The sequence below is a fragment of the Parapedobacter sp. genome, from assembly GCF_035556095.1.
GTDB lineage: Bacteria > Bacteroidota > Bacteroidia > Sphingobacteriales > Sphingobacteriaceae > Parapedobacter.
The window spans coordinates 177199-203113 of record NZ_DATMFT010000011.1 but is presented as its reverse complement, the minus strand read 5'-3'; the positions used below and the strand labels follow the sequence as shown (position 1 = coordinate 203113).

The following is a 25915-nucleotide window of genomic DNA, read 5'->3' as shown; positions in this document are numbered from 1 at the left end:
GGTGGATTGGTTTTAATTAAAAGGCTAAAGTTTGATAAGTCGTCGACTAGCCCACCGGTTTATTCTTTAACAGCACCACGGGTACATCGGCGATATTGAGCAGTTTTTTGCTGACACTGCTGTGGAACAACCTTTCGAAGAAACCGTAGTCTCGTGACGCCATCAGGATGAGGTCGATTTGGTTCGTTTTTACGTATTTGAAGATGCCATCCGCTTTGTCGCGCGCCTCGCCCACCACTTCAAACAAGGGGCTGACCGTGCCTAGCATCTTGAGTAACTCGTTTTTGCGGTGAATCTTATCTGGGGTCTGCCCCTGCGTTGCTGGATCTACATGGACGATATGTAACGATGCCGCTAATTGGTTTGTCAAGCGGATGATGCTTTCAACAGGAGTGACATGCCGGATATCTCTCAGGTCCGTGGCATATACCATCTGGCTTATGGGCTCGAAATCATGGTTTCGAGGTACGATGAGCAATGGGGCGGAACCCGATCTGGCAACCGCCATCGTGTTATGGCCGACCAGCGTATTCTCTATATCGGAGAGGCCGGCGATGCCCATGACAATCAAGGAAATTGCGTATTGGTCTACGATGGCCTCAACCCCGGCCTCGACCGGCTTGTCATCCGAGATAAACACAAAGCCATCGGTCGATAAAGAGGATGGGACACGTAGCCTTGCGGCCATTTTCTCCAGGTGCCGTAAGGTAGATGCCCGATACCCCGCTTGTTCGTCAAAGCCATCCGGCGGTCGGTGGGCGTAGGAATGGTAAAAAACAACATTTCTCGCACGGAGGTACCCAGCCAAGTCAACTGCATATTGCGCGGCGGTGTACGATACGTCGGAAAAATCGACTGGTACGAGAAACGTCTTCACGGCGCGGGGGATTAGTTTTTTTGCTTATCGGCGTAACCAAATACCTTCTGCAGTAAGGGCGTGGTCCGGGCACCACCCAGGTTGTCGCGTATCTTTAACTCCTCTTGGGCTACCTGATGGAAGAGGCCGTCTATCGCTTTGCCGGTGACGTATTTTGTTAAATCGGTTTCTATTTTTTCGTTCACCAGCGGAATCTGGTTGTAACGGTCTACCACCGCACTCCAATACTGGGCTACGTTATGTTTACCGAGAGCGCCTTCCACGATGGGGCTGAACCGCTTGGCTAGCTCTTCGGTAGTGGTCCGTTTAAAGAACTGGGTAGCGGCATCCGGCTGCCCGCTGAGCAGGATGTTGGTGGCGTCGCGGACGGTCAACTTGGAAAGTGAGGATACGAAAACCGGCGCGGCCTCGTTCACGGCACTTTCGGCCGCGCGGTTAAGGCTTTGAATCAGGTTATCGCAAAGCGAACCTAAGCCGATGCCACGGAGCGCACTTTCTACTTTCTGCGCTTCGGGGGGCATAAGGATTTTCACCGCCGCATTGCCCAAGAAACCATCGGTAACCGATAATGACTTGATGCTGCGATCCAGGCTTTGGCTTAATGCTTGTTTTATGCCCGAGGCAGCTTCGCTCGAACTCACTGATGACGCACTGCTACTGGATGTTGTTGATCCGGATGAGCCATCGGTGGTAGACAATTGGCTAAGCGTATCGCATTGCGTGAACAACAGCAAACAGGATGCTAGCGAAAGTGTTTTTAAGCCCTTCATGGGATGGTATTTTTAATGTGATTTTTCTTATTGATAGCGAACCGTTGCCATCACCGGGAAATGGTCGGAAGGCGTTTTCCCCTCGTAACTGTCGGTAAGAATACCATATCTAATTACGCGGAATGGCTTGGACACGAAAATATGGTCAATACGGCTGTCCCCTTTTCTCTTGACATCGAATCCGTTAAACGTTGCACTGGGTGCATACCTCAATTCGGCGAGTTCATAAGCATCGGTTACTTCTCCGCCTTCATTAAGTACGCGATAGCTTTCGTTGTGCTGATTTACATTGAAGTCACCCATAACGACCATGGGAATACCGGCACCCAATTCGTGTGCTTTTTCGACAATCAGCTTGGCGCTCTCTTTACGTGCTTCTACCCCGATGTGGTCGAAGTGTGCGTTGAATAGAAAAAACGAAAAACCTGTTTGCTTATCTTTGAAAAGCCCCCATGTACAGATGCGTGGTAACGCCGCGTCCCAGCCCTTATTGGGGGTTTCGGTATTTTCAGCGAGCCAAAAATCCCCATTCTTAACTACTTCAAATCGATCGGACCGGAAAAATATGGCAGAATGTTCACCACCGTCTTTTCCATCATCACGACCCGCACCGATGTATGCATAGCCGGGAAGCATACCGGAAAGGTCGTCCAGCTGGTGCTTGAGACCTTCTTGTGTGCCGAAAATATCGAACCCGTGAAATTTGATAAGCTGGGCCAAATGGGGTGACCGATCCTTCCATAGGTTGCCTGTATCGCTGGCGGCATCATACCGGATGTTGTATGTCGCCACGTTGAACTCTTGGGCAATGGCGATAGACAAGCCCGTAGCGAGGAAGGCGATGATAAAGACAATTCTGTTCATATGCGCTTTAAGCCTTAGTCCTTAATCTTTGTTCCTTAATCCTTAATCTTTATTCCTTGTTCTCTTTTGCTTTTTGTTTTCCTTTTTGAACTGCTTAATGACTTCAAACAACAAAGCAGGTTCGTCAGTAGTGATAAACTCCACCTGTTGGTTTAATAGCGTGCGCATGCCCTCTTCGGTATTGACGGTCCAAACGTTTACGGCTAGACCGAGGTCGTGCGATTCTCTTATCCACGTAGGATTTTTCGCGAATACGTTGAAATGGTAATCCAAACCTGTAAAACCATCTTGTTTGGCTTGGGCAGGTGTGATATCGCCGTTGAGATAATAGACTTTGGCATCTGGATCGAGTTCAACGATGCGCTTGCAGGCGTCGTAATCAAACGCGATGTATTCTACCATCGATTCAGCGCCGAGGCGCTTAACGAGTTCAACGGACAAATCAGCCGAATGCAGCGTGCGCTCCTTGCCCAACTTGGATGTTTTTAGTTCGAATATAAGTTTCGTTTTTTTCTGTTTCATTCCCTCGCGGAGGTAAGCCTCTGCTGTGGGGATAGCCTCGCCGTTGGGATGCTTCTTAGCCAACAATTCGTCATAGGTAGCAGTACCGATATCGATGCCGTAAAAATCGTTGTCGTGGTTCACGACCAGTATGTCATCTTTGGTGAGATGTACGTCAAACTCGGTGCCTGCACACTTCAGTTCAATGGCGCGATGCAGTGAAGCGATGGAGTTTTGGGGAAGGCTATCCACTTTCCATGCGCCGCGGTGGGCAATGACCTGACTCACGGATTGGGCAGAAGAAACATGCCACATAGTGCATACGATTAACGTGAAAAAAATGCGAATAAGAGGTTTCATTTGTTGCTTTTTATAAATCGGATTATACCAATCAACCTGATTAGATGGGTTAAAGGTAAGCATTTTATTAAAGGGGTGAAATTGGGGTGGTAATAATTTAGAAATCTATTGTAACTTTATGACCTAGTTAAGCATCCTAATGGAAGTGTACGGCAGGTATTCGTTTTCGAAGTTGCCCATCGAATGGGTATGTTGGGTGTCGGCGTTGTTCTTGCTTTATTTTTCCAATCCGCACACACACCACTTTTCACTGTGTCCGTTGGATAATGTGGGCATAGCGTGGTGTCCGGGGTGCGGGTTGGGGCGTTCAATTGCGCTGCTTATGCACGGGGAATTGCAGGAATCGATTCGAATGCACCGGTTGGGAATTCCAGCTTTTTTAGTCATCGTACATCGGATTTATAATTTATCAAGACGAACATATAGTATTTGGATTAAAACATAACCATCATGAGCAACCGAAATATACTGATGACCATCAGGGGCATTTCTCCCGAGGAATTGATGTACCTGGAACACGCTACCAAAACGTTCAGCGAAGAGCAGACAAAGCATTTTGTGTTTATTTATAGCGGTAAACGAAAAAATACCCAAGACATTTTGTTATTTACATTGTTGGGTTTTCTTGGTTTTGCGGGTATCCAGCGTTTTGTACTCAATCAGGTAGCGATGGGTATTATTTATTTCCTTACGTTGGGATTTTGTTGGATTGGCACGGTAGTAGACCTGATTAACCATAAGAGTATGACCGATGAGTACAACCAGCGGATGGCTCGGGATGCAGCAATGATGGTGATGGGGGGCTATATCTAATCGTTAGGGAGTTTTCCTTCCCATTCCCGATAAAACTGCGCCAGGTATCGTTCCATGAATTGATGCCGTTCTTCGGCTACTCGCTTCGCGGTAGCCGTATTCATTTTGTCTTTTAGCAGCAGCAGCTTTTCATAAAAATGGTTGATGGTAGGGGCTGTGCTATTTTTGTATGCCGCTTTATCTTGGTTGGGTTGCGGCGGAATACCGGGATGATATAGTTCCCGGTTTTTGTAACCGCCATAATGAAATGCACGTGCAATACCGATAGCGCCCATTGCATCCAGTCGGTCAGCATCCTGAACGATTTCGAGCTCTTTGGATTGAAAGAGTACGACTTCTAAACTGGCCTTATAGGAAATATTTCGGATGATATGCTGCACATGGACAACCACCCGGGCATCGATACCGATGCTGTCGAGAAATTCGCCTGCGATCCGTGGGCCGATGGTTTCGTCGCCGTTGTGGAATTTGCTGTCTGCGATGTCGTGCAGCAACGCGGCGAGCTCACAGACTAATCGGTCGCCCTTTTCGTACTGCAAGAGCAGCTTTACCTGATTCCATACGCGCAGGATATGCCACCAATCGTGCCCTGCCTCGGCGTCGGCAAGTTGTTTGCGTACGAACGCGGCCGTCTGATCGATATAGGCTTGCATTAGTCGGTGTTTTCACTGCGCGGCCTGCGGCTCCCTTCGTAAATTTCGTATTCAAGCAGGCGGCAATCGAGTTTGCCGTTGTAGAATTCTACCCTGCGCGATGTGTGGAGGCCGATTTTTTTGGCTAAATCTGGATTGCCCGTAAACACATACCCGCGTTTTCCGCCGCACTGTTGCTTCAGGAAGTCGCCGATACGGCTGTAGGTGGCCTCAAGTTTGGTATGGGTACCCATCCGCTCGCCATATTCGGGGTTGAATACCACCACGCCGGCTCCGTCCGGAAGCGGCGTATCTGCAAAATCACCTACATGGAAGTCGATCAGCTGGTCTACCCCCGCGGTCTTGGCATTTGCCCGCGCGATATCCACGGCGTCTTTCGATAAATCCGAGGCGATGATAACTGTCGTGGTTTTTTTGTTTACCTGTTCTTTCAGTCGTCGCCTTTCGGCAAAAAACACCTGCTCGTCATAGCCCAAAATATGCATAAAGGCATAGTTCATGCGGAACAGGCCGGGTTTGCGGTTCGTTGCAATGAGCGCCGCTTCGATGGCTAATGTACCCGATCCGCACATGGGATTCACAAAAGCGGACTGACCATCCCAACCCGTAGCGTATACCACGCCGGCTGCCAGTGCCTCCAGCATGGGCGCTTTCCCCGGATGCTTGCGGTAGCCGTGCTTAGCCAGTGTTTCACCCGAAGTGTCCAGAAAGATTTCCGCCTGATTATCCTGCCAATACAGATGAACCACCGTTTTATGCTGGTCCGGACCACTATCCGGCCGAAGGCCTTTCTTGGCTTTAATACGGTCGGCAATAGCATCCTTTACCTTTAGATTGGCGAACAGCGGCGTGGTAATGGTCGGATTGTTGACATTGGACGTAACTGAGACGTATCCATCAAACGCAATCAGTTCTTCCCAAGCTATCGCGGATAACGCTTCGTAAAGTTCAGCAGGATTACGGGCGGGAAATGCGGCCAGTGAGTAAAGGATCTGGCTGGCGCAGTGTAGGTTGAGGTTCAGCCGGATGCAGTCATTTAATGTAGCAAACAGTTCTACGCCGGTGGCAAAACCACGTTTAATATCGAAATCCAACCGCCTTACTTCCGCCTGTAAATAGGGCGAGAGTTTTCTGTTGCAGGTAATGATGATTTTCCGGGGGGTGTTGAAAACTTCCATAAGATTTTGGCAAAGGTACTTATTATCATAAGCAAAAAATACCTAATTTTACCATTTCATTAAGAACATGTAATTGTAATAACCGCAATGCCATCGACTGCCAGCAATAATTGCTTAGGTAGGTGATGGCAAAAAGAAAGAAGTAATGGAAATACGAGGAAAAGTGCACGAAATTGGCGCTGTGCAGCAAGTGACCGATACATTCAAGAAGCGGGATTTGGTTGTGCAATATGCGGAGAACCCCCAGTTTGTGGAGTATATCCGTTTTGAAGCCACCCAAGACCGGACAGCTTTATTTGATAACTTGAGTGTAGGTGATGAAGTAGAGGTTTCGTTCAATTTGCGTGGGCGGCCGTGGACAAATAAGGATGGGGTAACCAGCTATTTCAATTCCCTGGTTGCATGGCGAGTGGCCAAAGTAACCACCGAACCGGTATCGACTGGACAACAGGGATCGGGGCCGCAGCAATTTGATGCTCCCCCTACGGTCGATATTTCTGCTGATGATGGGAAAGACGATGACTTGCCATTTTAATCGAATATAGTTTGAGTTGATTGTAAATCAAAAAGTGTCCCGCCATTGGCGGGACGCTTTTTTTGTGTACGTTTTGTATGTCTGATCTATGGATGTGCAGCCATTTGCGATCAGAATTTAAACGTCAACCCTACCGCCAGGACCGAAACGCCATACCCCAGTTCGGCATAGGCACCTAAGCTTTCCGTGAAGAGCCACCTTCCGCCCACGAAACCGGAAAGGCCAAGGCCGCTACCATAATTATTGCCTAAGTCGGTACCACCCCCTTCCGCTTTATACTTAACAATGTTGTACGCGAGCATGGCGCCACCATATACATCCAGGTTGGGCAGGTCCGTGAAACCGTTATAATGGTAAGCGCCACGTGCGCCGACAACGATGTAGTTCCATTTCGCGGTGTATCCGGCGTCAGTGTATTTGTAACCGGTATTTCCAATGTAGCCACCCAGACTGATGACACCCGGACCTCCGATGTCCCAAAAGCCATGATCAATTGAAACACTGATGGCTGGGCGAGCCTTTCCGAGACCACCTAATGCAGTTCCTAAGCCGATGCCGACGTTGGCTGCGGTTGTTCCTTGTTGAAAAGGCTGTGCGTTTACCGATGAGGCAATCGCCACGGACAGGAAAATGAAAATGGCTTTTTTTACGATTTTTTGAATGATTGATTTCATGAGTGATACTAGTTAGCTTTTTTGTAAACGTATTCGTGGGTTTCGGCTGCCGTTTCCGAATCATTAGGATATACCTCCATTTTGATGGGGTAACCTTCGTTATTATAAGTGTATTTCAGTGTACGCTCCAGGTTGCCACCATCGTAAGTGGAGGTTGTCTTCTCGGATCGGTGGTTGTTGGGGCTATTGAATTTCCACCTGTAGGGATTTCCGTGCCTACCAGCAGCGTGCTTATTATCGTAGTCGCCGTATGTCGTCGTTGACGCCCATTGTCCTTCGGCCGACGTTTCGATAGCTAACAGGTTTCCCTTGTCGTCCGTGGTATATGTAACCTCCGAAGTGTAGCCTCCCGGAACGACTGCTTTCTCGATGACTTTATTTTCGGGATAGCTATAGGTGGTATTAATTGCGTTTTCGGCATCCTGTGGGTCAAAGGTCGTTTTTGAAGAAATTGGCCTGTTGTCACTGCCATAGGTATAGGATTCGGTGTATTCGATATCGCCCGAAACATTGATCATTTCCACGAATGACAGTAAATCATCGCTGTACAGATAGGTTACGGTAGCGGTGTGAACGCCGGCCTCATCGTGTGTGTATAGTTTGGCCAGTTTGTTTTGACCATCATATTCATAACGGGCACGTGTCTTTCCGTCTACTTTCGATTCCACGAGCAATAGGTTGCCGCCACCGGATAAGTCTTCGTTGACGTCCCCCTTGGTACACGATGCCAATGCTACCAAGATGCCGCAGCCTAGCGCTAGCATTTTACCAGTTGTTTTCATGTTGTTTTTCATCTATCTAAATTTGTTTATTCATCGCTTTTTTGTTTCTAAAGGCATTCATGCTGCTTTCGGCGGTTTTAATGGTGATGAAGCTGTCATGGTTTAATCATTCCCCTATGTGGTTTTTGAAAACCATGACGGTTTCATATACTCTATTTTCATTTTTCTGCTGTCAGATGAACCCGACGTATAATGACCCGTGTCTTCTTTGTAAGGTACGGGGCAAAGATACAGCGGGTTGGCGGGTGCACTTACCCCCCTAAAGGGGGTTTTTAATTGGACGAAAACACGCTACCTTTGCTATTGTACGAACCCGCGCAACTAGATAAACGCTTTATATATAAACTGATGGAGGAACACGAAAAAGAGCTAAAATTGTCAGAGGTCTATCTATAAACCTTCGATTATGAATATATATAGCAGTAAGGTACTACGCTACGGTTTGTTTTTATGGCTGACTGTTTATTTTTCATCTACGGTATCAGGACAATTGGTCGATACGTTGATTTTGAAAAATACGAATAGTAAGGGAATAGTGGATATAGACTCTCTGCTGGCCCAAGGCAATGTTCTTATGCACTCCGACCCACAAGCCGCCATGGAACTGGCCCGTAAAGCTATTGTCGTGTCTGAAAAACAAAAGGATCCGCTGGACCTTGCCAACAGTTTCCAATATCAAGGAGCTTGCTTTGCCCAAGTCAAAACAAATTTTGATTCGGCATTTTTTTATTTCGATAGGGCCGAACAGCTCTATCGGCGTCATCCATCGACTACGTCCACGGTCAGTATGGGCAGAATACAACATAATTCCGGAACTATCCGGCAAACCCAAGGTGATTATGGAGCAGCTATGAACCATTATATCCAAGCACTACGCTTGTTCGATGAGGTGAATGACATGAAAACACGCCCCTATACACTCAATAACCTGTCTGCTTTATATTCAACCTTGAATAACCTTGATAAAGCCGAAAAATATGCCCGGCAGTGCCTGGCGCTGTCGCGCGACGCGGGCAATGCCTTGTTAGTGGCTACCAGCCAAAATAATCTGGGCGATATCTTGATGTCAAAGGGAGAATATGAGCGTGCGCTGCCCCTATTCCAAGAGGTACTGAAGTACGGGGAAAAGCACAACGACCCGAATAAAAAGTTTTCGTATTATTTCAACCACGGAGAGTACTATCTATATCATGAAAAAAAATACGATTTGGCTGTACAAGAGTTTGAAAGAGCAAAACAGATTGTCGATTCATTGGGTCAGGATTGGAATTTGAGAGACTACAACTCCGCCTTATCTCAAGCATATCTGTTGAATGAAGAGTATGAAAGGGCCTATGAGGCAGCAGAAAAATCATTGCAATCGGCAGACTTACAGGGCGCAAAGGGTACCCGCCAGGTTGGCCTGTCGGTATTGGCCCAAGTCAATGCACATATGGGCAAGCACAAGGAGGCTTATCAACAAATGCATGAAGCCTACCTGCTGAAAGATACCGTTTTTGGTGAAGATAGCCGTCGTCATATCGCATTTCTGGAAGCCGAATATCAAACCGAAAAAAAAGAACTCAAAATCGCATCGTTGGAAAAGCAAAAACAGTTGTACACTTGGCTTGGTGTTGCTATAGCGGTTATCTTATTCGTCGCCCTGGCTTTTGCCTTTATCCGCTACCGCCTCGCGGTGAATCGCAGAAAACTGGCGGAGGAAGAAGCCCGGCGGCTGGAACAGGAAAAACAGTTGGTAGCCGTGCAGGCTACCCTGGACGGTGAAGCAGCTGAGCGCACGCGTCTGGCAAAAGACCTGCACGATGGCCTGGGGAGCATGCTCTCCTTAGTTAAATTCAATCTGCCGCAGGTAACGGGTGATGCGGCCGTATTAGAGACCATCGATGTATCCCGCTTCCAGAGAGCGATCGGCATGCTCGATGATTCCATCCAGGAACTTCGTCGTGTGGCTCACCACATGATGCCCGAGTCGCTATTGAGATATGGCCTTAAGGCGTCACTGACCGACTTCTGCTCGGCCATACCTATTGCGGACTTTCACTATTTTGGCAATGAGGCGCGGTTGCCGGAAAAAATGGAGATCATGATTTACCGATGTATCCACGAGTTGGTCAACAACGCGCTCAAACATGCGCAGGCCAATCATATCAACGTGCAGCTGGTACAGGAAGAAGACCGCATATCGTTTACGGTGCAGGATGACGGCAAGGGGTTTGACCAGCAGCAGGTGACGGAAGGTATGGGCTTGAAGAATGTACGGCAGCGTGTAGCGGCTTTCCAAGGTGATGTGCATATCTATTCCTCAGCCCAAGGCACCGAAATCCATGTTGAATTGGAATTCGAAAAAAAGGGTGAATAGCGTGCTACTCCCAGCGTTTTCTGGGGACGCAGGTGATAGCTGCCGTTTTGCGCAATAGCAATGGCCGCGGATCGTAGCGGTTTTCGAGCAGTAACGAATCTGTCGTATGCCGAACAATTTTGAATCGCGGAAGGTATTGCCCACTGCGGTAGCAACCCGAAATCTTCTGGCTCCAATCGGGTTTTGTATACAAGCCATCCACAATCAGGCTGTCGCCCCGTACCACATAGATTCCTTTGGCATATTCCGTCCACTGTCCGCCGTTATAGCATGAATCCGCGATGTTCTTGGTTTTAGAGGTAACGTGTAGGGTAGCGTAGATGGAATCACAGGTGAACTTCAGGTCATGCAGCGTATAGTGAAGCAAGGCATCCTGCATGGGTATGCTGTCTTGCACCCACATCCCTTGCAGGAAATCCGCGCCTTCGTATTGGACGTCGGGATTGAACCGACAACTGCCGGCAAGTAAAAAAAACATGCCGGCCAGGAATAGCCGACAACTCATTTCAGTCCACCAATCATCTCTTCGGGGCGTACCCATTCGTCAAACTGCTCGTTGGTCAACAGTTCCAATTCAAGCGCGGCTTCCCGTAATGATTTGTTCTCTTTGTGTGCTTTTTTGGCAATCTTGGCCGCTTGCTCATAGCCGATATGTGGGTTGAGTGCTGTCACGAGCATCAACGAGTTTTCAAGGTGGTTTTTGATACCATCGCGATTAGGCTCGATGCCGATAGCGCAGTGATCGTTGAATGACACGCAGGCATCACCGATAAGCCGGGCGGATTGCAGGAAATTGGCTGCCATAACGGGTTTGAATACGTTCAATTCGTAATGCCCGTTGGCGCCGCCGAACGCGATGGCGACATCATTGCCGATGACCTGCGCGGCTACCATCGTCAAAGCTTCGCACTGTGTTGGGTTTACTTTGCCCGGCATAATGGACGAGCCCGGCTCGTTTTCCGGAATGACGATCTCACCAATACCAGACCGCGGACCAGATGCCAGCATGCGGATGTCGTTGGCGATTTTATGCAACGACACGGCCAATTGCTTCAACGCGCCGTGGCTTTCCACGATGGCGTCGTGTGAAGCCAATGCTTCGAATTTGTTGGGCGCGGTACGGAACGGAAGCCCCGTAAAATCAGCGATATACTTAGCCACGTTTTCCGCATATCCCTTCGGGGTGTTGATTCCCGTACCCACGGCGGTACCACCGAGGGCAAGTTCGGAAAGATGGGCCATGGTGTTGCGGAGTGCTTTGAGCCCGTAGTCAAGCTGGGCTACATAACCCGAAAACTCCTGTCCAAGGGTAAGCGGCGTAGCGTCCATCAAATGCGTACGACCGATCTTGACAACTTGGGCGAAGGCCTCGGATTTGGCTTTCAGCGTGTCACGTAGTTTCTCGACGCCCGGAATAGTGGTTTCAACCAAGCGTTTATAAGCGGCAATGTGCATCGCCGTGGGGTAAGTGTCATTTGACGATTGCGACTTGTTGACATCGTCATTGGGGTGGATAAAGACCTTCCCTTCACCCAGCTTCTGGCCTTGCAGCACATGGGCGCGGTTGGAAACCACTTCGTTGACGTTCATGTTGGACTGTGTGCCCGATCCGGTCTGCCAGATAACCAAGGGAAATTGGTCGGCCAACTGGCCCGCGAGTATCTCATCACATACTTGGGCGATGAGGTCGCGCTTTTCCGCAGGCAGTATACCTGCATCGGTGTTGGTATAAGCGGCCGCTTTTTTAAGGTAAGCAAATGCTTCGATGATTTCCTTGGGCATCGACGCCGAAGGCCCTATCTTGAAATTGTTACGAGAACGCTCCGTTTGCGCACCCCAGTACTTGTCGGCAGGTACTTGCACCTCGCCCATGGTATCGTGTTCTATTCGGTATGACATGGAATCGTTGTTTTGATATGTTGCAAAGGTACGAAGATACAGGAGATGTGAAAATGTATCTCATGAACCTTTATGCCGCTGGCTCCACAATAACCCCATAACGCCAATAAAGAGCGTACCGGCCGCGACCGCCAGCAACAGGGGCACATGATGGATGGGCGTACGCGCCAATCCCGAAATGCCCTGTGCCATCAAGAGCAATTCATTCCATATAACGCCGGCCACGAAGATGGCTGTCGACGCAACGGCTAGGCGGTTGATGTGCAGCAATCCACCAATATAGTTATACGCGATGATGAAGAGGCTGATGACAGCCAGTAAAACGAGGTGCAGGTAACCGATGACAATGGGGCGGAAACTATAACTCAATTGGCTCAGCGACGGGATGACCGGCAACCCTTGGAGGACGAACTTGATGGTCGCTGCGGTGGCCACGCCGATAAGTAGCCATTTTGCCACGGCGGTTAATGAATGCCCGAACACCAGTCGATTTACCACACAGCTACGCAGCCATTGGGCCCAAGCAATGCTTTGCGCCACCACTGCCACTACCACGCCGACGTAGAGCCAGGCAGGCATATCCCACCAGAGCACGGAAAGCAGGTAGTTGATCGGACAGGTTAACGCGAATAACCAAAATATGGTCTTTGGATGGTTTACGGACACGCCAATACGATTGAACCAATGTTGCACCAAGGCCATGCACGCAAAGAAAAACCAGCCGTTATACTGGAAATGTAAGTAAAAATATACCGAGGCGAGTTGTAGCCGGGAGTCTATATTGTTTGACGTCATGAGGTGGGCCAAGTAAAATGTACCTACGGATGATAGCACGAGAAACAGCAATGCTGCCCGAAGCCAACTAAAGGCAAGAGAATGACGGCCACTGATCGCCATATCCCGCCAACACATCACCGCAAATACGTAGGAAACCGCAACGGTGGCCGTTGACGCCACAATAGAGTAAAGCCCATAGCCTTGGAGAAAGAAACTGATGAGCATGCCATAGCTGGCCAGCAGGTTGGCAACAACCGTGAGTTGATATCGCCAAGGTAGCTTTTCGTGTTGTTGCCGGTTGAAGATCATTGCCACCACCAACACCATCAATGCATGCGACACCCACCCGGCGAACGCGAAGTGGGAATGGGCATGGAGCAGGAATTTCTGGTTGATTGCCGGCATAGGAAGCAACACTTTCAGTCGCATCAATAGGCCGAGCGCGGCAACCAATAATAGATTGAAAAGTGCCAATAACAGCCATTGGCGCACAGTGATACGGCCGAGGGCAGCCATCAGACCCCGTCGGCCGGAACGAATACTTTGCCTTTTACGATGCATAACTTGTCCTCTTGTTGCAGTTGCTTGATGGCCCGGATAACCGTTTCAACCCGTAGACCGACCATGTTGGCTAGTTGCTGCCGGGTAACCATCAACCGGTTGCAGTCTTGGCATATCAGCTTGCCGTGCCGGTTGAAATAATCAATTAATTCAACAAGGGCAGTTTGGGGATTGTTTTTAGCCAGCGCATTGAGCAAGAAGACCTTGAAACGTAAATGGGAAACCATAGACTTGGTAAATGCCAAGTGAATGTCGGGATGTTCGGCAAGCAGCTCATGGAATGAGGTGGTGCTCAACCGCAGGAGGGTGCAGGGCGAATCGGCCACTGCGCTGGCCCCGTAGGGCTCCCCATCGAAAAGCGGCAGCTCACCGAAAGCTTCTCCAGCTTCAACGATTTTGTGAAGTACTTCTTTCCCGTTATCATCGAAGTGCGACCACCTTACCTTACCCGAAACCAATTGATAGTAGAATGTTGCCTGCGCACCTTCATTGAAAATGATCTCACCCGCCTCGGTATGCCGATAGGTTGCGCCTTTTTCTAATAGTAAATCGGTGTCTATCATGATGTTGAGATTAAAATAGTATCAACATTTCGTTAGCAATAAGCGATAGATACAAAGGTAATGGCTGGTACATGAAGGCCGCATGACTGCTGTCAACTGTAGAAGTGACAACAATCATAAATCATTAAAGTGTGATTTATATTATTGGAATACAATGTGTTAATGATTATCTGGTGTTACCTTGTGCGATACGACAGGTTGTTTTGTGACCGTACGCATAAAATCACTAGCGCACGCTACTTAGTTTTGCTTCAGAAAGAAGGGAACGTCATACAAGGTAAATTAAAAACAATTCGTACCTTCATGGGTTACAATAATAACCCTAAAAAATAATAAAATGAAAAAGCTACTGGTTCTACTGACGCTGGGAGTTGCGCTGTACGCATGCTCCCAAGGAGGAAAACAAAACAACGACAACAATGCTCCCGCCCAGTCTACGGCTAACCCCGAAGACTACGATCCGAAGCGGGGTGAAGGAAAGTTTGAAAACGTGGATGTGGGCAACAAATTGGATGCGGCCATGGCCCAGGAGGGGAAAGTGATTGCCGACCTGAAATGTGCAAGCTGCCATAAATATACCGATGAGCGCTTGGTGGGCCCAGGATGGGCCGGGGTTACCGAGAAACACCGCCCCGAATGGATCATGAATTTTATTACCAACCCCGATCCCATGATTGACAAGGACCCCGAATTACAGGCACAGTTGGAGATCTGTTTGGTGCGCATGCCCAACCAGAACCTCGCTGATGAGGAAGCGCGCAAGATCCTGGAGTTCATGCGTGAAAATGACGGGGTGCAATAGCGATTATTTTTATTGATCACTAATATATTGTATAATGAACCCAAAACAGTATCTCTTTTGGATGGTTGCCGTAGCCGCGGTATCCCTGTCCTTCAATGCTTGCAGACCCAAGGGTGCTGGAAGCGCGGTGTCTGGAAATGCGGCCCAACGGACGTACGTGCCGCCGGGGCAGTATGACGAGTTTTATACCTTTACCTCTGGTGGATTCAGCGGGCAGATGAGCGTATATGGCTTGCCCAGTGGCCGGTTATTCCGGGTGATCCCCGTTTTTTCTGTCGACCCCGAAAAGGCGTGGGGATTCAGCGAAGAAACCAAACCCATGCTGATGACCTCACATGGTTTCGTTCCCTGGGATGACTTACACCACATTGAATCGTCTTTCACGGATGGTATGCCGGACGGTAAGTGGGTGTTTGCCAACTCCAACAACACGCCTCGCCTGGCGCGGATCGACCTTACGACGTTCCGTACGGCGGAGATCATCGAAATCCCCAATACGGGCGGTAACCACTGCTCGCCGTTTACCACGGAAAATTCGGAATACGTGATTGCCGCAACACGCTTCAGCGTACCGCCGGATGGGCCCGAGAGCGATGTGCCTATCGATTCCTATAAGGAAAATTTCAAAGGCCACATCAGTTTCGTAAGTGTGGATAAAGAAACCGGTGAATTCGATATCACGTTCCAATTAAAAACCCCCGGTCTGAATTTTGACTTGTCCGGTGCTGGAAAAGGCATATCAGGTGGATGGTTGTTTATCAGTTGCTACAACTCGGAGCAGGCCCACACCTTGCAGGAGGTCAACGCCTCACAGAACGACAAGGACTTCATCATGGCCATCAACTGGAAGAAAGCAGAAGAATATTTCAAGGCAGGGCGTGGTACCAAGCAAACCAACGTGCGCTATGCACACAACAAATGGGATGAACATACCCACAGCGCTACCCACGAAATAAAAACCGAAGTCACCGTGTTGGATGTGGCCGAATTTGACGACTTGGCGTATTTGCTCCCCTGTCCGAAATCACCCCACGGGGCTGACGTGAGCCCTACTGGCGAATACATTGTAGGCAGTGGTAAGCTGGCCGCGTTAATCCCGGTATTCAGTTTTGAGAAATTGCAGCAAGCCATTGCCAATAAGGAGTTCGAAGGCGAGCGTTACGGTGGTATACCCGTCATGAAGTACGAGTCAGTACTGCATGGGGAAGTCCAAAAGCCCGGATTGGGACCGCTACACACCGAATTTGACGCCAAAGGGAATGCCTATACTTCTTTCTTCGTTTCGTCGGAAGTGGTAAAATGGAATGTAGAGTCGCTGGAAGTCCTCGATAGGCAACCTACGTATTATTCTGTTGGCCACTTGATGGTGGCGGGTGGAAACTCCAAGAACCCCTATGGCAAATATTTGGTAGCGTACAACAAGATCACCAAAGACCGGTTCCTGCCTACAGGTCCCGAATTGGCGCACAGTGCCCAATTGTTTGACATCAGCGGCGATAAAATGGAATTACTCCTCGATTTCCCGACCATTGGCGAGCCCCACTATGCGCAAGCCATACCAGCGGAGATGCTGATGGATAAATCGTTGAAGATATACGACATCAATGCCAACGCACACCCGCATAAAACGAACGGCGAAGCCGAGGCCCGTATAGAACGTGAGGGTAACATTGTGCGGGTGTACATGACCACCATCCGGTCCCACCTCACTCCCGACGTCATCGAAGGCATACGGTTGGGCGATGAGGTTTATTTCCACGTGACCAACCTGGAGCAGGATTGGGATATGCCCCATGGATTTGCTATCAAAGGCGCCAATAACTCCGAGCTACTCATCATGCCGGGTGAGACGACAACGCTCAAGTGGGTGCCGGACCGCGTGGGTATCTTCCCATTCTATTGCACCGACTTCTGTTCGGCATTGCATCAGGAAATGTCAGGCTATGTACGTGTCTCTCCTAAAGGAAGTAACGTACCCATGACAGCCTATACCGGCACCAAAAAATAAGTGACGTGAAAAGCCAATATCCTATGAAATCATTGCACAGGGCCATACTCGCTATCAGCGGCGTGGCCCTGCTTGCCGTCATCGCATTGCCGATATGGCGTATCGAACTGGACGCTGCACAGTATCCCGAAGGGCTCGAACTGTTGATATACAGTTATAAACTGGATGGACAGGTCGACATCATCAATGGATTGAACCACTACATCGGGATGAAAGTACTCCATGCCGAGGATTTTATCGAATTTACCGTACTGCCTTACTTGATCGGTATCTACGGGCTTGCCTTTATTGTGGTGGGGCTTTTGGGGCGGCGGCGGTTGTTATACATCCTGTTTGGGGCATTCCTGCTTTTCGGGGTCGTCGCGATGGTCGATTTTTGGCGCTGGCTGTATGAATACGGACACGACCTCGACCCGACGGCACCTATACAGGTGCCCGGCATGGCTTACCAGCCACCGTTGATCGGGTTCAAACAGTTGCTGAACTTCGGTGCATTTTCGATACCCGATGTGGGGGGATGGATATTTATTTCCTGTGGTGTACTGCTAGCATACTGCGTTTTTGCCGAATGGAGATTGGTTAATACAAAACAAGTGGTATCATGAATATCATACGATTAGTAAGTTTATTCGCATTGGGAGTGGTGTTGGCATTGGCCGTTCAGGCATGTGGCGGCGACGGACCGGAACCCATCAACTACGGGCATGACCAATGCAGTCATTGTAGGATGACGGTTAGCGATGCGCGCTTCGGATGCCAGCTCGCTACCACGAAGGGCCGGGCGTACAATTTCGACGATGTGCAATGTATGATTGCTTTTGTGAAGGCTGGTAGCGTTGCCCAGGAAGATGTGGCTGAATACTACCTGCCCGATTATAGCCATGCAAATAAATTGCTCCCTTCAGACGGACTTTTCTTCCTGAAAAGCGAGTCCTTGAAAAGTCCCATGCGCGGTGATGTCGCGGCATTTGCGACCCGGGAAGAGCTGGCACAAGTGCAAGAGACTCATGGCGGTGAAGAACTGACATGGGCAGATCTCTGGAAATAAGTGGAATGTATCGATGTTAAGGCCTGTTTACGGTGTTTTTTGTATGTGTGTTTGCCTGATGGTGGGCGGCGTGGGATATGCCGCTACCATTCAGGTTGGCCCATCCCACCCCATAACTTCCATTAAGCAAGCCTTGGCGAAAGCAGTAGCTGGCGATACCATCCGGGTACACGCTGGGATATACCGGGAGGGCAATATCGAAATCCGGAAGGGTATTGTCTTGATCGGTGTGGACAACCCGATCATCGACGGTGAAAAGGAATACGAACCCTTTTCCGTTTTCGTTCCCTATGTGACGATAAGTGGTTTTACCATAAAAGCGTCCGGCCAATCGTCGATACGGGACATTGCGGCCATCAAGGTTTACGATACGCACCACATCACGATTGCGGACAATATGCTTGATGACAACTTTTTCGGCATCTATTTACAGGGTTCCCAGCAATGTACCGTGCGCAACAATCAGCTTACAGCGTATGGCGAGACCGAACAACTCACCGGCAACGGGATACACAGTTGGAAAAGTGATAGCCTCTACATTATCGGCAACAGCATCACTGGCCACCGCGACGGGATATACCTTGAGTTCGTCACGCATACGGAAGTGCGCGATAACGTGGCATCGGATAACCGGCGGTATGGACTCCACTTTATGTTTTCGCACGAAAACGGGTACTACGGGAATACCTTTTCCCGCAACGGCGCGGGTGTGGCCGTGATGTATACCAAACGGGTGCGCATGGAAAATAATGTATTCAGCGAGAACTGGGGAGATGCCGCCTACGGGCTATTGCTCAAGGATATCACCGATAGCCACATCGAGCATAACGTGTTTTCCCGGAATACCACGGGGATACTGATGGAAGGAAGCAACCGCGTGCAGATACAACGCAACCAATTTGAAGGGAACGGCTGGGCGATGAAAATGCAATCCAGCTGTATGGACAATATGCTTACACAAAACAATTTTGTACAAAATACCTTTGATTTAGCGACCAACGGTTCCTTGAAACTCAATACATTTGTGCGTAATTACTGGGATAAATACGAGGGATACGACCTGGATAAAGACAAGGAGGGGGATGTTCCGTACCGGCCGGTTAGCCTGTTTTCCATGGTGGTGGAGAAATACCCCACGGCCATGCTGCTGTTTCGTAGCTTCATGGTTACGCTGCTCGACCGTACCGAACGGGTGATGCCCAGCCTTATCCCTGAAGATTTGAAGGATGATTTTCCGATGATGAACCCTGTCGCCCTATGATTACCATACAACAACTATCCAAGCGGTTTGGCAAACTGCAAGTGCTCGATGACGTCTCGCTCACCTTGTTGGGAGGGGAATGCGTGGCCCTGATCGGCCCCAATGGGAGCGGGAAAACGACGCTGATCAAAGCGATACTGGGCATGGTGGTGCCGCAGTCAGGGACGATTTTTTTCAAGGGGAACCCGATTGGTCGGCAATGGGAGTACCGGCGCGACATCGGCTACATGCCGCAAATAGGCCGGTATCCGGAAAATATGACTATCGGACAGGTGCTGGACATGATGCGCGATATCCGCAAAATGCCGGAAGCGACGTTAGATAAGGATCTTTTCGACGTGTTCGAACTACATAACATGCTCGATAAACGCATGGGTACGCTGTCGGGCGGGACAAGGCAAAAAGTGAGCGCCTGCCTGGCGTTCATGTTCAAGCCCGAGGTGCTCATCCTCGATGAACCCACCGCGGGCCTCGACCCGGTGGCCACGGAGTTGTTGAAAGATAAAATATTAGCAGAAAGAAGCAAAGACAAGTTGATTGTCATTACCTCGCACGTGTTGAGCGATTTGGATGATTTGGCCACCCAGATCATCTACATGCAGGACGGACGGCCTTTGTTCCACAAATCATTGGATGTCTTGAAAGAAGAAACCGGCGCCGATAAACTGGGCAAGGCCATCGCCAAGGTCATGGCTAAAGAAGCCGCAGGGAAGGGGGTAACGGTATGAACAAGATTGTAAAATACGTCATCGCAGACCTGTTGCGCAGCCGCACCGTCATGGTATATGCAGCGGCACTGCTGGTGTTATCATTCAGTGTGTTCAGTATTGAAGACAATGCCGACAAAGGGGTGGTCAGCCTGCTGAATATCATCCTGTTCGTCGTCCCCTTGGTGAGCATCATTTTTTCGACGGTATATCTGTATAACAGCGCCGAATTTATCGAATTGCTTGTGAGCCAGCCATTGAAACGCCGTACGATATGGCTAAGTATATTCACCGGATTGGCCGGTGCCGTGGCGCTCGCTTTCCTCGTCGGCGTAGGCATACCCATCCTGCTTTATGCGTTTACCCCTTCGGGCATCATGCTGCTGCTTTGCGGTATGCTACTATCGGTTGTATTCGTATCGGTAGCTCTATGGGCCGCGGTGCGTATCCGCGATAAGGCAAAAGGTATCGGCCTATCCATCTTGTTATGGCTATACTTCGCCCTGCTCTTCGATGCATTGGTGCTGTTTATTCTATTCCAGTTTGCCGATTACCCGATTGAAAAGGGGATGATTGCCGTATCGATGCTCAATCCAATCGATATCAGTAGGATATTGATTCTGTTGCAGGTCGATCTATCGGCAATGATGGGCTACACCGGTGCCATTTTCCGCAATTTCTTCGGAACGGGATGGGGCATGGCGATAACAACGTTGGTATTGTTGCTATGGGTTGCGGTCCCCGTATGTTTCTCCACGCGGTTTTTTGAACGGCGAGATCTCTAACCCTTGCAGCAAATGACAACGCAATGTCAAAAAATAACGTAGTAAATAAATAAAGGACAAAAATGTCCGATATTAGTAGGTGTTTAACAAATAAACGAATTAGTCATGATTAAAACAGCAGTATTGGATGTTACGCAGATTGAACCGCGGCTGAAACATCCCACCATTTTCGAGCATTTCGATGCGTTGGAACAAGGCGAGAGCTTCATCATTCACAACGACCACGACCCGCGGCCGCTTTATTACCAATTGCTGGGCGAACGCGGTAATATTTTTACTTGGGATTACCTGGAATCGGGCCCCGAAACGTGGCAGGTACAACTAACCAAACCGGCTGCCGAAGCTGAAGAAACCGTGGGCGAGATTGCGGCAAAGGATATGCGCAAGGCCGAAGTATTCAAGAAGCTGGGTATCGATTTCTGCTGTGGTGGTAAGAAGACGCTGAAAGAGGCTATTGCAGAGTTAGGACTGACGGAAGCGCAGGTCAAGGAAGAGCTGGAACGGTCAGCGGCTGCTGGCAGCGGACAGGCTACGCATGATTTCGATTCGTGGGACCTGGGTTTTTTGGCCGACTACATTTATAACGTACATCACAAGTACGTCCGTGAGAGCGGCCCGGTTATCGAACAACTGGCAGAAAAAGTGGCATCGCGCCACGGCGCCGTGCATCCGGAACTTTTCGGGTTGGCAAAGGGGTTAAAAGAACTGATGGCCGAGCTGTACAGTCACGTACAGAAAGAAGAGCGCGTATTATTCCCAGCCATCAAGACCTTGGAGCGTAGCGATGACCCCGCACAGATGGCGTTCGGAATTGAGGGGCCGGTACATATGATGGAGGCAGAGCACGACTCTGCAGGCGACGAGCTCAAGGCGTTACGGAAATTGACGAAAGACTATGAGCTGCCGGTAGATGCCTGCAATTCCTATACCTACCTCTTCGATAAAATCAAGGAATTTGAGAACGACCTCTTCCAACATATTCATTTGGAAAACAATATCCTGTTTCCCAAAGCACTGAAGTTGGAGAAGGAACGCTTGAGTAGCGCAGGAGCATTGTAGCCCTGCGGGTAGCATAGCAGCGGTTTGTTGCGGCGGGTGTGTGATGGCGCCGCAGGTCACGTTGGCCACTGTCGTGGTCAATGTGGCCAATTTTTCAAAAACCTTAATAGCAGATGGAGATAAAACTCAGTGACCCATTTGCCGCCGAATTGCTCAAGACGCGCACGGCGCTGATGCAGGTGATCGATCCCGAGCTATGTGTCAATATTGTTGACCTCGGCTTCATTTACGGTGTCGATTTTACCGACGCGGCAAAAGTGAAGGTGACCATGACGCTTACCACACCCGGTTGTCCCATGGGCGGTACCATTGTGGAATGGGTGAAAAATGTGCTGGGAGCCGCTTTTCCCGAGCGGGCAATCGAGATTGAGATCGTCTGGGAACCACCATGGAATTACGATAGGATTACCGACGAGGGTAAGGCCCAGATGGGGCTGCAATAGAGATGATTTGACGAGAATGATTCTTGTCATTTATAGCGGTGACCACCGTCACATGATGAGGGTATGGAAACCCTAATTTTGCCATACAGACACATACACCATGAACGATACCAATCAACACACGTTCCACATACCCGTCATGGGGCTGGGTTTTACCGTCGATACGCCACTTAAAGTAGCCCGGTTTGGCATTTCATCGGCATTATCTTTGGCCGACGACCACTTGCTCGAACAGATGCGCGAATTTTACACTGCACAGTTCGGGCAACCCTTTACCCCCATTTCGCAAAAAACTAAAGACCATCGGGCCGAGCGGATTACGGCATATCTCAACCTCGTACAAGATATAATAAATGCGCAGATGAAACAATTGCGTGCAAACTCTTTCGAGGCAGATAGCGAACTTACCCGTTATTTTGAATTGCTGCCAGGTGGATCGCCGATTAAACGCAATTACCTGACCATGTGTGCCAGCAGCGGTAATAAACGCGAAAAAATGGCCGCAGATCTCCGAGCTGCCGTTACCGCGGGAGCAGTCGATGTAAATATCATGACCAAGGTGGATAAGACCAATTACGCGCCGGATGGTACCGCTTTGCCACCGGAATATTCGGATGCCTTGGCTGCACTGCGGGGATTTGCCCAGAGTAAACTGCGATCATCCGTTATCCTATCGGCAGGGCTCAATCCGCGCCTGTATAGTTATTTTGAGCAATTTGACGATTTCTTTCCCGGTAGCGATGGAGCGCTTGCCAAACGCATTACGCTTAAAGTAAGTGACTACCGGTCGGCATTGATCCAAGGTAAATTGCTCGCCAAGAAAGGACTGTGGGTATCTGAATTCCGGATTGAATCAGGACTCAACTGCGGCGGGCATGCGTTTGTAAGTGACGGTATGTTGCTGGGGCCGATCATGGAAGCATTTAAAACACAACGTGAGACGCTGTATGCCGAACTGAAAAGTCTGTGCGACGCAGCGCTCGGACATAAGCAACGGTTGGGGTTCCAAGCCGACCCCGTGCAGCGCATTACGGTGCAAGGCGGAATCGGTACGGCGGGAGAGGACCGCTTTTTATTGGATTACTACGAGCTGGATGGCACCGGGTGGGGGAGTCCGTTCCTGCTGGTTCCCGAAGCGACCAATGTGGATGACGACACGTTGGCGAAGTTGACGAACGCGGCGCCTGAAGATTTCTACCTGAGTGATGCCTCGCCGCTGGGCGTGCCGTTCCATAATTTACGGACGAGCAGCTCGGAAGAACAACGGAAGCAACGGGTTGCTAGGAACAGGCCGGGTAGCCCATGCCATAAAAAATTTCTCTCGTTTAATACGGAGTTTACTGATAAGCCCATATGTACCGCATCCCGGCAATACCAACACCTCAAACTCAAGGAAACGCGGATCAAGTTCCCCGACGAGCAAGCCTACCAAAAAGCGGCAGCCGCGATTGTGGAAAAGGACTGCCTGTGCGAAGGGCTTGCCGCACCGGCCGTGCTCACCAATGGCATACCGCCCAAGCACAACCTCAAAGCGGTGACGGTATGTCCGGGGCCCAACTTGGCCTACTTCTCTAAAATCGCATCACTCAAGGAGATGGTTGGCCATATTTACGGTACGGCTAACCTGCTGAATAGCCGCTTCCGGTCAAACCTGTTCGTCAACGAGCTCCGTCTTTATATCGACTACCTGAAAAAGGAAATCGAGAAACACCAGCATGATTTTACTGAAAAGCGAAGTGCCCACTACCAAACATTCCGCGATAATTTACTGGGCGGTATCGCCTATTATCGGTCCATCATGCCGGCCATGCAACAATATGCACAGACCAACATCGATGATATGAAATCCGCCATGGCAGATGCGGAGAAGACACTGCTTCAACTGGTTTTTAATGCTAAAAAGCCGATGTTCCAGCCTGTTTGAGAGGACGAGATACCGGCACAGAGAAGTATGTTTAGCATCCTCTGCGTAAAAGTCTTCGTGTTCTTTGCGTGAAAAAAGCAACTCCACTTCTTACCACCGTTCATTCCCGTTTACTATCCACTCGATACCGATTTACCTATTGCTTATTAATTAATAGGAGATAAAACGGAGTTTACCCCGGGTTTGTTCGGAGTTTATTCGGGTAAAAGCGAATAAATCCCGAATGATTAACGGGTTATTTTACAATAAATAAAAAGTTAAAAATAACTTAGGGTTAAATAAGCACTAAGTGGAAAGTAATCTGGATGAGAACGCCCATTTGGTGGACGAAGAGATCGAGCGGATATGGGGGTTGTTAAGGTTTAACCCTTAGCAAATCCCGGCTTGGCGACTTTAATGCCCGTGATAAAGAGTACAACGGTGGCGACAACAAGCAGAAGAAAGGGCGTTTCCCAATTCCCCACCCAATCATACAACGCACCAAAGAGTGGCGGCCCCATGGCGGCAAGTGCATACCCGAAAGATTGGGCCATTCCGGAAATCCGGGCTGCCTCACGGGTCGTTTTCGTGCGAAGAACGAACCACATCATCACCAGACTGAACGCCAAGCCAGTGCCCAGGCCGAACAGGATGACCGCGGGGATGATAAATTGCGTTTGCCAGCCAATAATTAGCAACAGGCTCAGCGCCAATGTGACGCCGATAAACCAGACCAGCGGTGTATGGTTGCGAAGGCGGTCGGCAACGATTGGGCCAACAAACATAATGGGAAGCTGGGTGAACTGGACGAAAGACAATACCCAGCCCGATGTTTCGGAGGCCATACCCCAATCCTGCAATACGACAGGTAGCCAAGCGATGGAACAGTAGAAGAGGAACGATTGGAGGCCCATGAAAATGGTGATGTACCAAGCAAGCCGCGATCTAAGCATTGATGCCCCTGTATCCGGGTGAGCCACAGACCGATCAGCTGATGCCCCGCTCGAACGGCGTTTTAGCTGTGGCGCCCAAAACGCGATGGCAATCAATGAAAAGATAAGCCACACACCGATAGACCCTTTCCAACCCTGGCCTGTCCAACGGCCGATGGCGATGCTGAAACCCGAGGCCAGTGATGCGGTGATGTTCATTGCTGCGCTATATATCCCCGTGGCTAAACCGACTTTTTGTGGAAATCGCTGTTTGATAAACGGCGGTACGAGCACATTTCCAAAGGCGATGCCGCACCCAACAAGTGCCGTACCAGCAAACAACAGCGCAACCGACGACGATATACGGATGAGCAGTCCCAGTCCGATGGCCCAAATCGCTGCCCAAAGTAACGTTTCAATCGTCCACCGTTCGGCCAATTTGGGTGCTACGGGCGAAAGGAGTGCGAACGCCAGTAATGGTACCGTGGTGATAAGGCCGGCTAACGTATTGGAAAGGTGCAACGACGCCTGGATCTGCGGAATGACCGGCCCAACGCTAGTGATGGGCGCACGTAAGTTGGACGCCACTAGGATAATGCCGGTAAGCAGCATATATGTTCCCCAACGGGTGGTCCCTCTTGATTCGTTCGTCATAAATAACAAATGCGCTGGTAAGCGCCCGCGAAAGTAGGGTTAAATTTGCATGACTACGCAAACAGCACTGATTTTTGACAATGGAATTATCAAGCTGTCCATCGAAACTAAGTGGCTGGGGAAAAAATGGAATGATTTTTGGCTTGG

At 49.6% G+C, this 25915-nt stretch carries 27 protein-coding genes; 14 read left to right on the top strand and 13 right to left on the bottom strand.

Going from position 1 to position 25915, the window contains the following annotated elements; genetic code table 11:
* Positions 1-46: 46 nt before the first annotated feature.
* From VNQ80_RS05705 to VNQ80_RS05690, 4 genes are read right to left on the bottom strand one after another with little or no spacing between them, the layout of a single operon-like run.
* The gene (locus VNQ80_RS05705; protein ID WP_325636494.1) at positions 47-877 is read right to left on the bottom strand and encodes a universal stress protein; all 831 of its coding nucleotides are present in this window, start codon (positions 875-877) and stop codon (positions 47-49) included.
* An 11-nt stretch (positions 878-888) separates the two neighbouring features.
* Positions 889-1647 (bottom strand): DUF4197 domain-containing protein, encoded by a 759-nt coding sequence (locus VNQ80_RS05700; protein ID WP_325636493.1) that lies wholly within the window; start codon positions 1645-1647, stop codon positions 889-891.
* Between the two features lie 27 nt (positions 1648-1674).
* Positions 1675-2511, bottom strand: a complete 837-nt coding sequence (locus VNQ80_RS05695) for an endonuclease/exonuclease/phosphatase family protein (protein ID WP_325636492.1) — start codon at positions 2509-2511, stop codon at positions 1675-1677.
* Positions 2512-2553: 42 nt separating this feature from the next.
* Positions 2554-3327: a glycerophosphodiester phosphodiesterase gene (locus VNQ80_RS05690; protein ID WP_325636491.1), complete on the bottom strand. Its 774-nt coding sequence runs from the start codon at positions 3325-3327 to the stop codon at positions 2554-2556.
* 184 nt (positions 3328-3511) lie between these two features.
* Between VNQ80_RS05690 and VNQ80_RS05685 the strand changes: the two genes are divergently transcribed.
* Positions 3512-3817: a DUF2752 domain-containing protein gene (locus VNQ80_RS05685; RefSeq protein ID WP_325636490.1), complete on the top strand. Its 306-nt coding sequence runs from the start codon at positions 3512-3514 to the stop codon at positions 3815-3817.
* Between the two features lie 5 nt (positions 3818-3822).
* Complete coding sequence (locus VNQ80_RS05680; protein WP_325636489.1) at positions 3823-4185, top strand: TM2 domain-containing protein; 363 nt, start codon at positions 3823-3825, stop codon at positions 4183-4185.
* On the opposite strand, the gene VNQ80_RS05675 is transcribed toward VNQ80_RS05680, so the two are convergent.
* Together VNQ80_RS05675 and VNQ80_RS05670 are read right to left on the bottom strand one after the other, a co-directional pair.
* Positions 4182-4838 carry an HD domain-containing protein gene (locus VNQ80_RS05675; protein ID WP_325636488.1) on the bottom strand — a complete coding sequence of 219 codons (657 nt, stop codon included), beginning with the start codon at positions 4836-4838 and terminating at the stop codon, positions 4182-4184. The genes VNQ80_RS05680 and VNQ80_RS05675 overlap by 4 nt on opposite strands.
* Positions 4838-6016: a THUMP domain-containing class I SAM-dependent RNA methyltransferase gene (locus VNQ80_RS05670; protein ID WP_325636487.1), complete on the bottom strand. Its 1179-nt coding sequence runs from the start codon at positions 6014-6016 to the stop codon at positions 4838-4840. The genes VNQ80_RS05675 and VNQ80_RS05670 overlap by 1 nt, the downstream gene beginning before the upstream one ends.
* 145 nt (positions 6017-6161) lie before the next feature.
* On the opposite strand from VNQ80_RS05670, the gene VNQ80_RS05665 reads away from it, so the two are divergent.
* Positions 6162-6551, top strand: a complete 390-nt coding sequence (locus tag VNQ80_RS05665; protein WP_325636486.1) for a DUF3127 domain-containing protein — start codon at positions 6162-6164, stop codon at positions 6549-6551.
* Between the two features lie 110 nt (positions 6552-6661).
* Here VNQ80_RS05665 and VNQ80_RS05660 read toward each other — a convergent pair whose 3' ends face one another.
* A complete protein-coding gene (locus VNQ80_RS05660) occupies positions 6662-7225 on the bottom strand; it encodes a hypothetical protein (protein WP_325636485.1) in 564 nt (187 codons plus the stop codon).
* Between the two features lie 8 nt (positions 7226-7233).
* The gene (locus VNQ80_RS05655) at positions 7234-8019 is read right to left on the bottom strand and encodes a hypothetical protein (RefSeq protein WP_325636484.1); all 786 of its coding nucleotides are present in this window, start codon (positions 8017-8019) and stop codon (positions 7234-7236) included.
* A 394-nt stretch (positions 8020-8413) separates the two neighbouring features.
* Between VNQ80_RS05655 and VNQ80_RS05650 the strand changes: the two genes are divergently transcribed.
* Positions 8414-10366: a sensor histidine kinase gene (locus VNQ80_RS05650; protein ID WP_325636483.1), complete on the top strand. Its 1953-nt coding sequence runs from the start codon at positions 8414-8416 to the stop codon at positions 10364-10366.
* Between the two features lie 4 nt (positions 10367-10370).
* Here the strand turns inward: VNQ80_RS05650 and VNQ80_RS05645 are convergent, their stop codons facing one another.
* The 4 genes from VNQ80_RS05645 to VNQ80_RS05630 are packed head-to-tail and all read right to left on the bottom strand — an operon-like array spanning position 10371 to position 14166.
* Positions 10371-10907 carry a fumarate hydratase gene (locus VNQ80_RS05645; protein ID WP_325636482.1) on the bottom strand — a complete coding sequence of 179 codons (537 nt, stop codon included), beginning with the start codon at positions 10905-10907 and terminating at the stop codon, positions 10371-10373.
* Complete coding sequence (gene fumC, locus VNQ80_RS05640; protein ID WP_325636481.1) at positions 10868-12265, bottom strand: class II fumarate hydratase; 1398 nt, start codon at positions 12263-12265, stop codon at positions 10868-10870. The genes VNQ80_RS05645 and fumC overlap by 40 nt, the downstream gene beginning before the upstream one ends.
* Positions 12266-12325: 60 nt before the next feature.
* Positions 12326-13603: a hypothetical protein gene (locus VNQ80_RS05635; RefSeq protein ID WP_325636480.1), complete on the bottom strand. Its 1278-nt coding sequence runs from the start codon at positions 13601-13603 to the stop codon at positions 12326-12328.
* Positions 13558-14166: a Crp/Fnr family transcriptional regulator gene (locus VNQ80_RS05630; RefSeq protein ID WP_325636479.1), complete on the bottom strand. Its 609-nt coding sequence runs from the start codon at positions 14164-14166 to the stop codon at positions 13558-13560. The genes VNQ80_RS05635 and VNQ80_RS05630 overlap by 46 nt, the downstream gene beginning before the upstream one ends.
* A 337-nt stretch (positions 14167-14503) precedes the next feature.
* Here VNQ80_RS05630 and VNQ80_RS05625 point away from each other — a divergent pair, with 337 nt between their 5' ends.
* The 10 genes from VNQ80_RS05625 to VNQ80_RS05580 all read left to right on the top strand — a co-directional run bounded on the left by VNQ80_RS05625 (position 14504) and on the right by VNQ80_RS05580 (position 24203).
* Entirely contained in the window at positions 14504-14968 is a 465-nt protein-coding gene (locus tag VNQ80_RS05625; RefSeq protein WP_325636478.1) for a c-type cytochrome, read from the top strand.
* Between the two features lie 34 nt (positions 14969-15002).
* Positions 15003-16976 (top strand): Sec-dependent nitrous-oxide reductase, encoded by a 1974-nt coding sequence (nosZ, locus tag VNQ80_RS05620; RefSeq protein WP_325636477.1) that lies wholly within the window; start codon positions 15003-15005, stop codon positions 16974-16976.
* A 23-nt stretch (positions 16977-16999) separates the two neighbouring features.
* The gene (locus tag VNQ80_RS05615) at positions 17000-17581 is read left to right on the top strand and encodes a hypothetical protein (RefSeq protein WP_325636476.1); all 582 of its coding nucleotides are present in this window, start codon (positions 17000-17002) and stop codon (positions 17579-17581) included.
* Positions 17578-18024 (top strand): nitrous oxide reductase accessory protein NosL, encoded by a 447-nt coding sequence (locus VNQ80_RS05610; protein WP_325636475.1) that lies wholly within the window; start codon positions 17578-17580, stop codon positions 18022-18024. The genes VNQ80_RS05615 and VNQ80_RS05610 overlap by 4 nt, the downstream gene beginning before the upstream one ends.
* Before the next feature lie 43 nt (positions 18025-18067).
* Positions 18068-19285, top strand: a complete 1218-nt coding sequence (locus VNQ80_RS05605) for a nitrous oxide reductase family maturation protein NosD (protein ID WP_325636474.1) — start codon at positions 18068-18070, stop codon at positions 19283-19285.
* Positions 19282-20013: an ABC transporter ATP-binding protein gene (locus VNQ80_RS05600; protein WP_325636473.1), complete on the top strand. Its 732-nt coding sequence runs from the start codon at positions 19282-19284 to the stop codon at positions 20011-20013. Before VNQ80_RS05605 ends, VNQ80_RS05600 begins: the two co-directional genes overlap by 4 nt.
* Entirely contained in the window at positions 20010-20777 is a 768-nt protein-coding gene (locus VNQ80_RS05595) for an ABC transporter permease (RefSeq protein WP_325636472.1), read from the top strand. The genes VNQ80_RS05600 and VNQ80_RS05595 overlap by 4 nt, the downstream gene beginning before the upstream one ends.
* A gap of 105 nt (positions 20778-20882) precedes the next feature.
* Positions 20883-21836, top strand: coding sequence for an iron-sulfur cluster repair di-iron protein (gene ric, locus VNQ80_RS05590; protein ID WP_325636471.1), 954 nt, complete (start codon positions 20883-20885; stop codon positions 21834-21836).
* A gap of 113 nt (positions 21837-21949) precedes the next feature.
* A complete protein-coding gene (locus VNQ80_RS05585; RefSeq protein WP_325636470.1) occupies positions 21950-22279 on the top strand; it encodes a metal-sulfur cluster assembly factor in 330 nt (109 codons plus the stop codon).
* 100 nt (positions 22280-22379) lie between these two features.
* The gene (locus VNQ80_RS05580) at positions 22380-24203 is read left to right on the top strand and encodes a hypothetical protein (protein ID WP_325636469.1); all 1824 of its coding nucleotides are present in this window, start codon (positions 22380-22382) and stop codon (positions 24201-24203) included.
* Between the two features lie 362 nt (positions 24204-24565).
* On the opposite strand, the gene VNQ80_RS05575 is transcribed toward VNQ80_RS05580, so the two are convergent.
* Positions 24566-25768, bottom strand: a complete 1203-nt coding sequence (locus VNQ80_RS05575; protein ID WP_325636468.1) for an MFS transporter — start codon at positions 25766-25768, stop codon at positions 24566-24568.
* Positions 25769-25915: the final 147 nt, after the last annotated feature.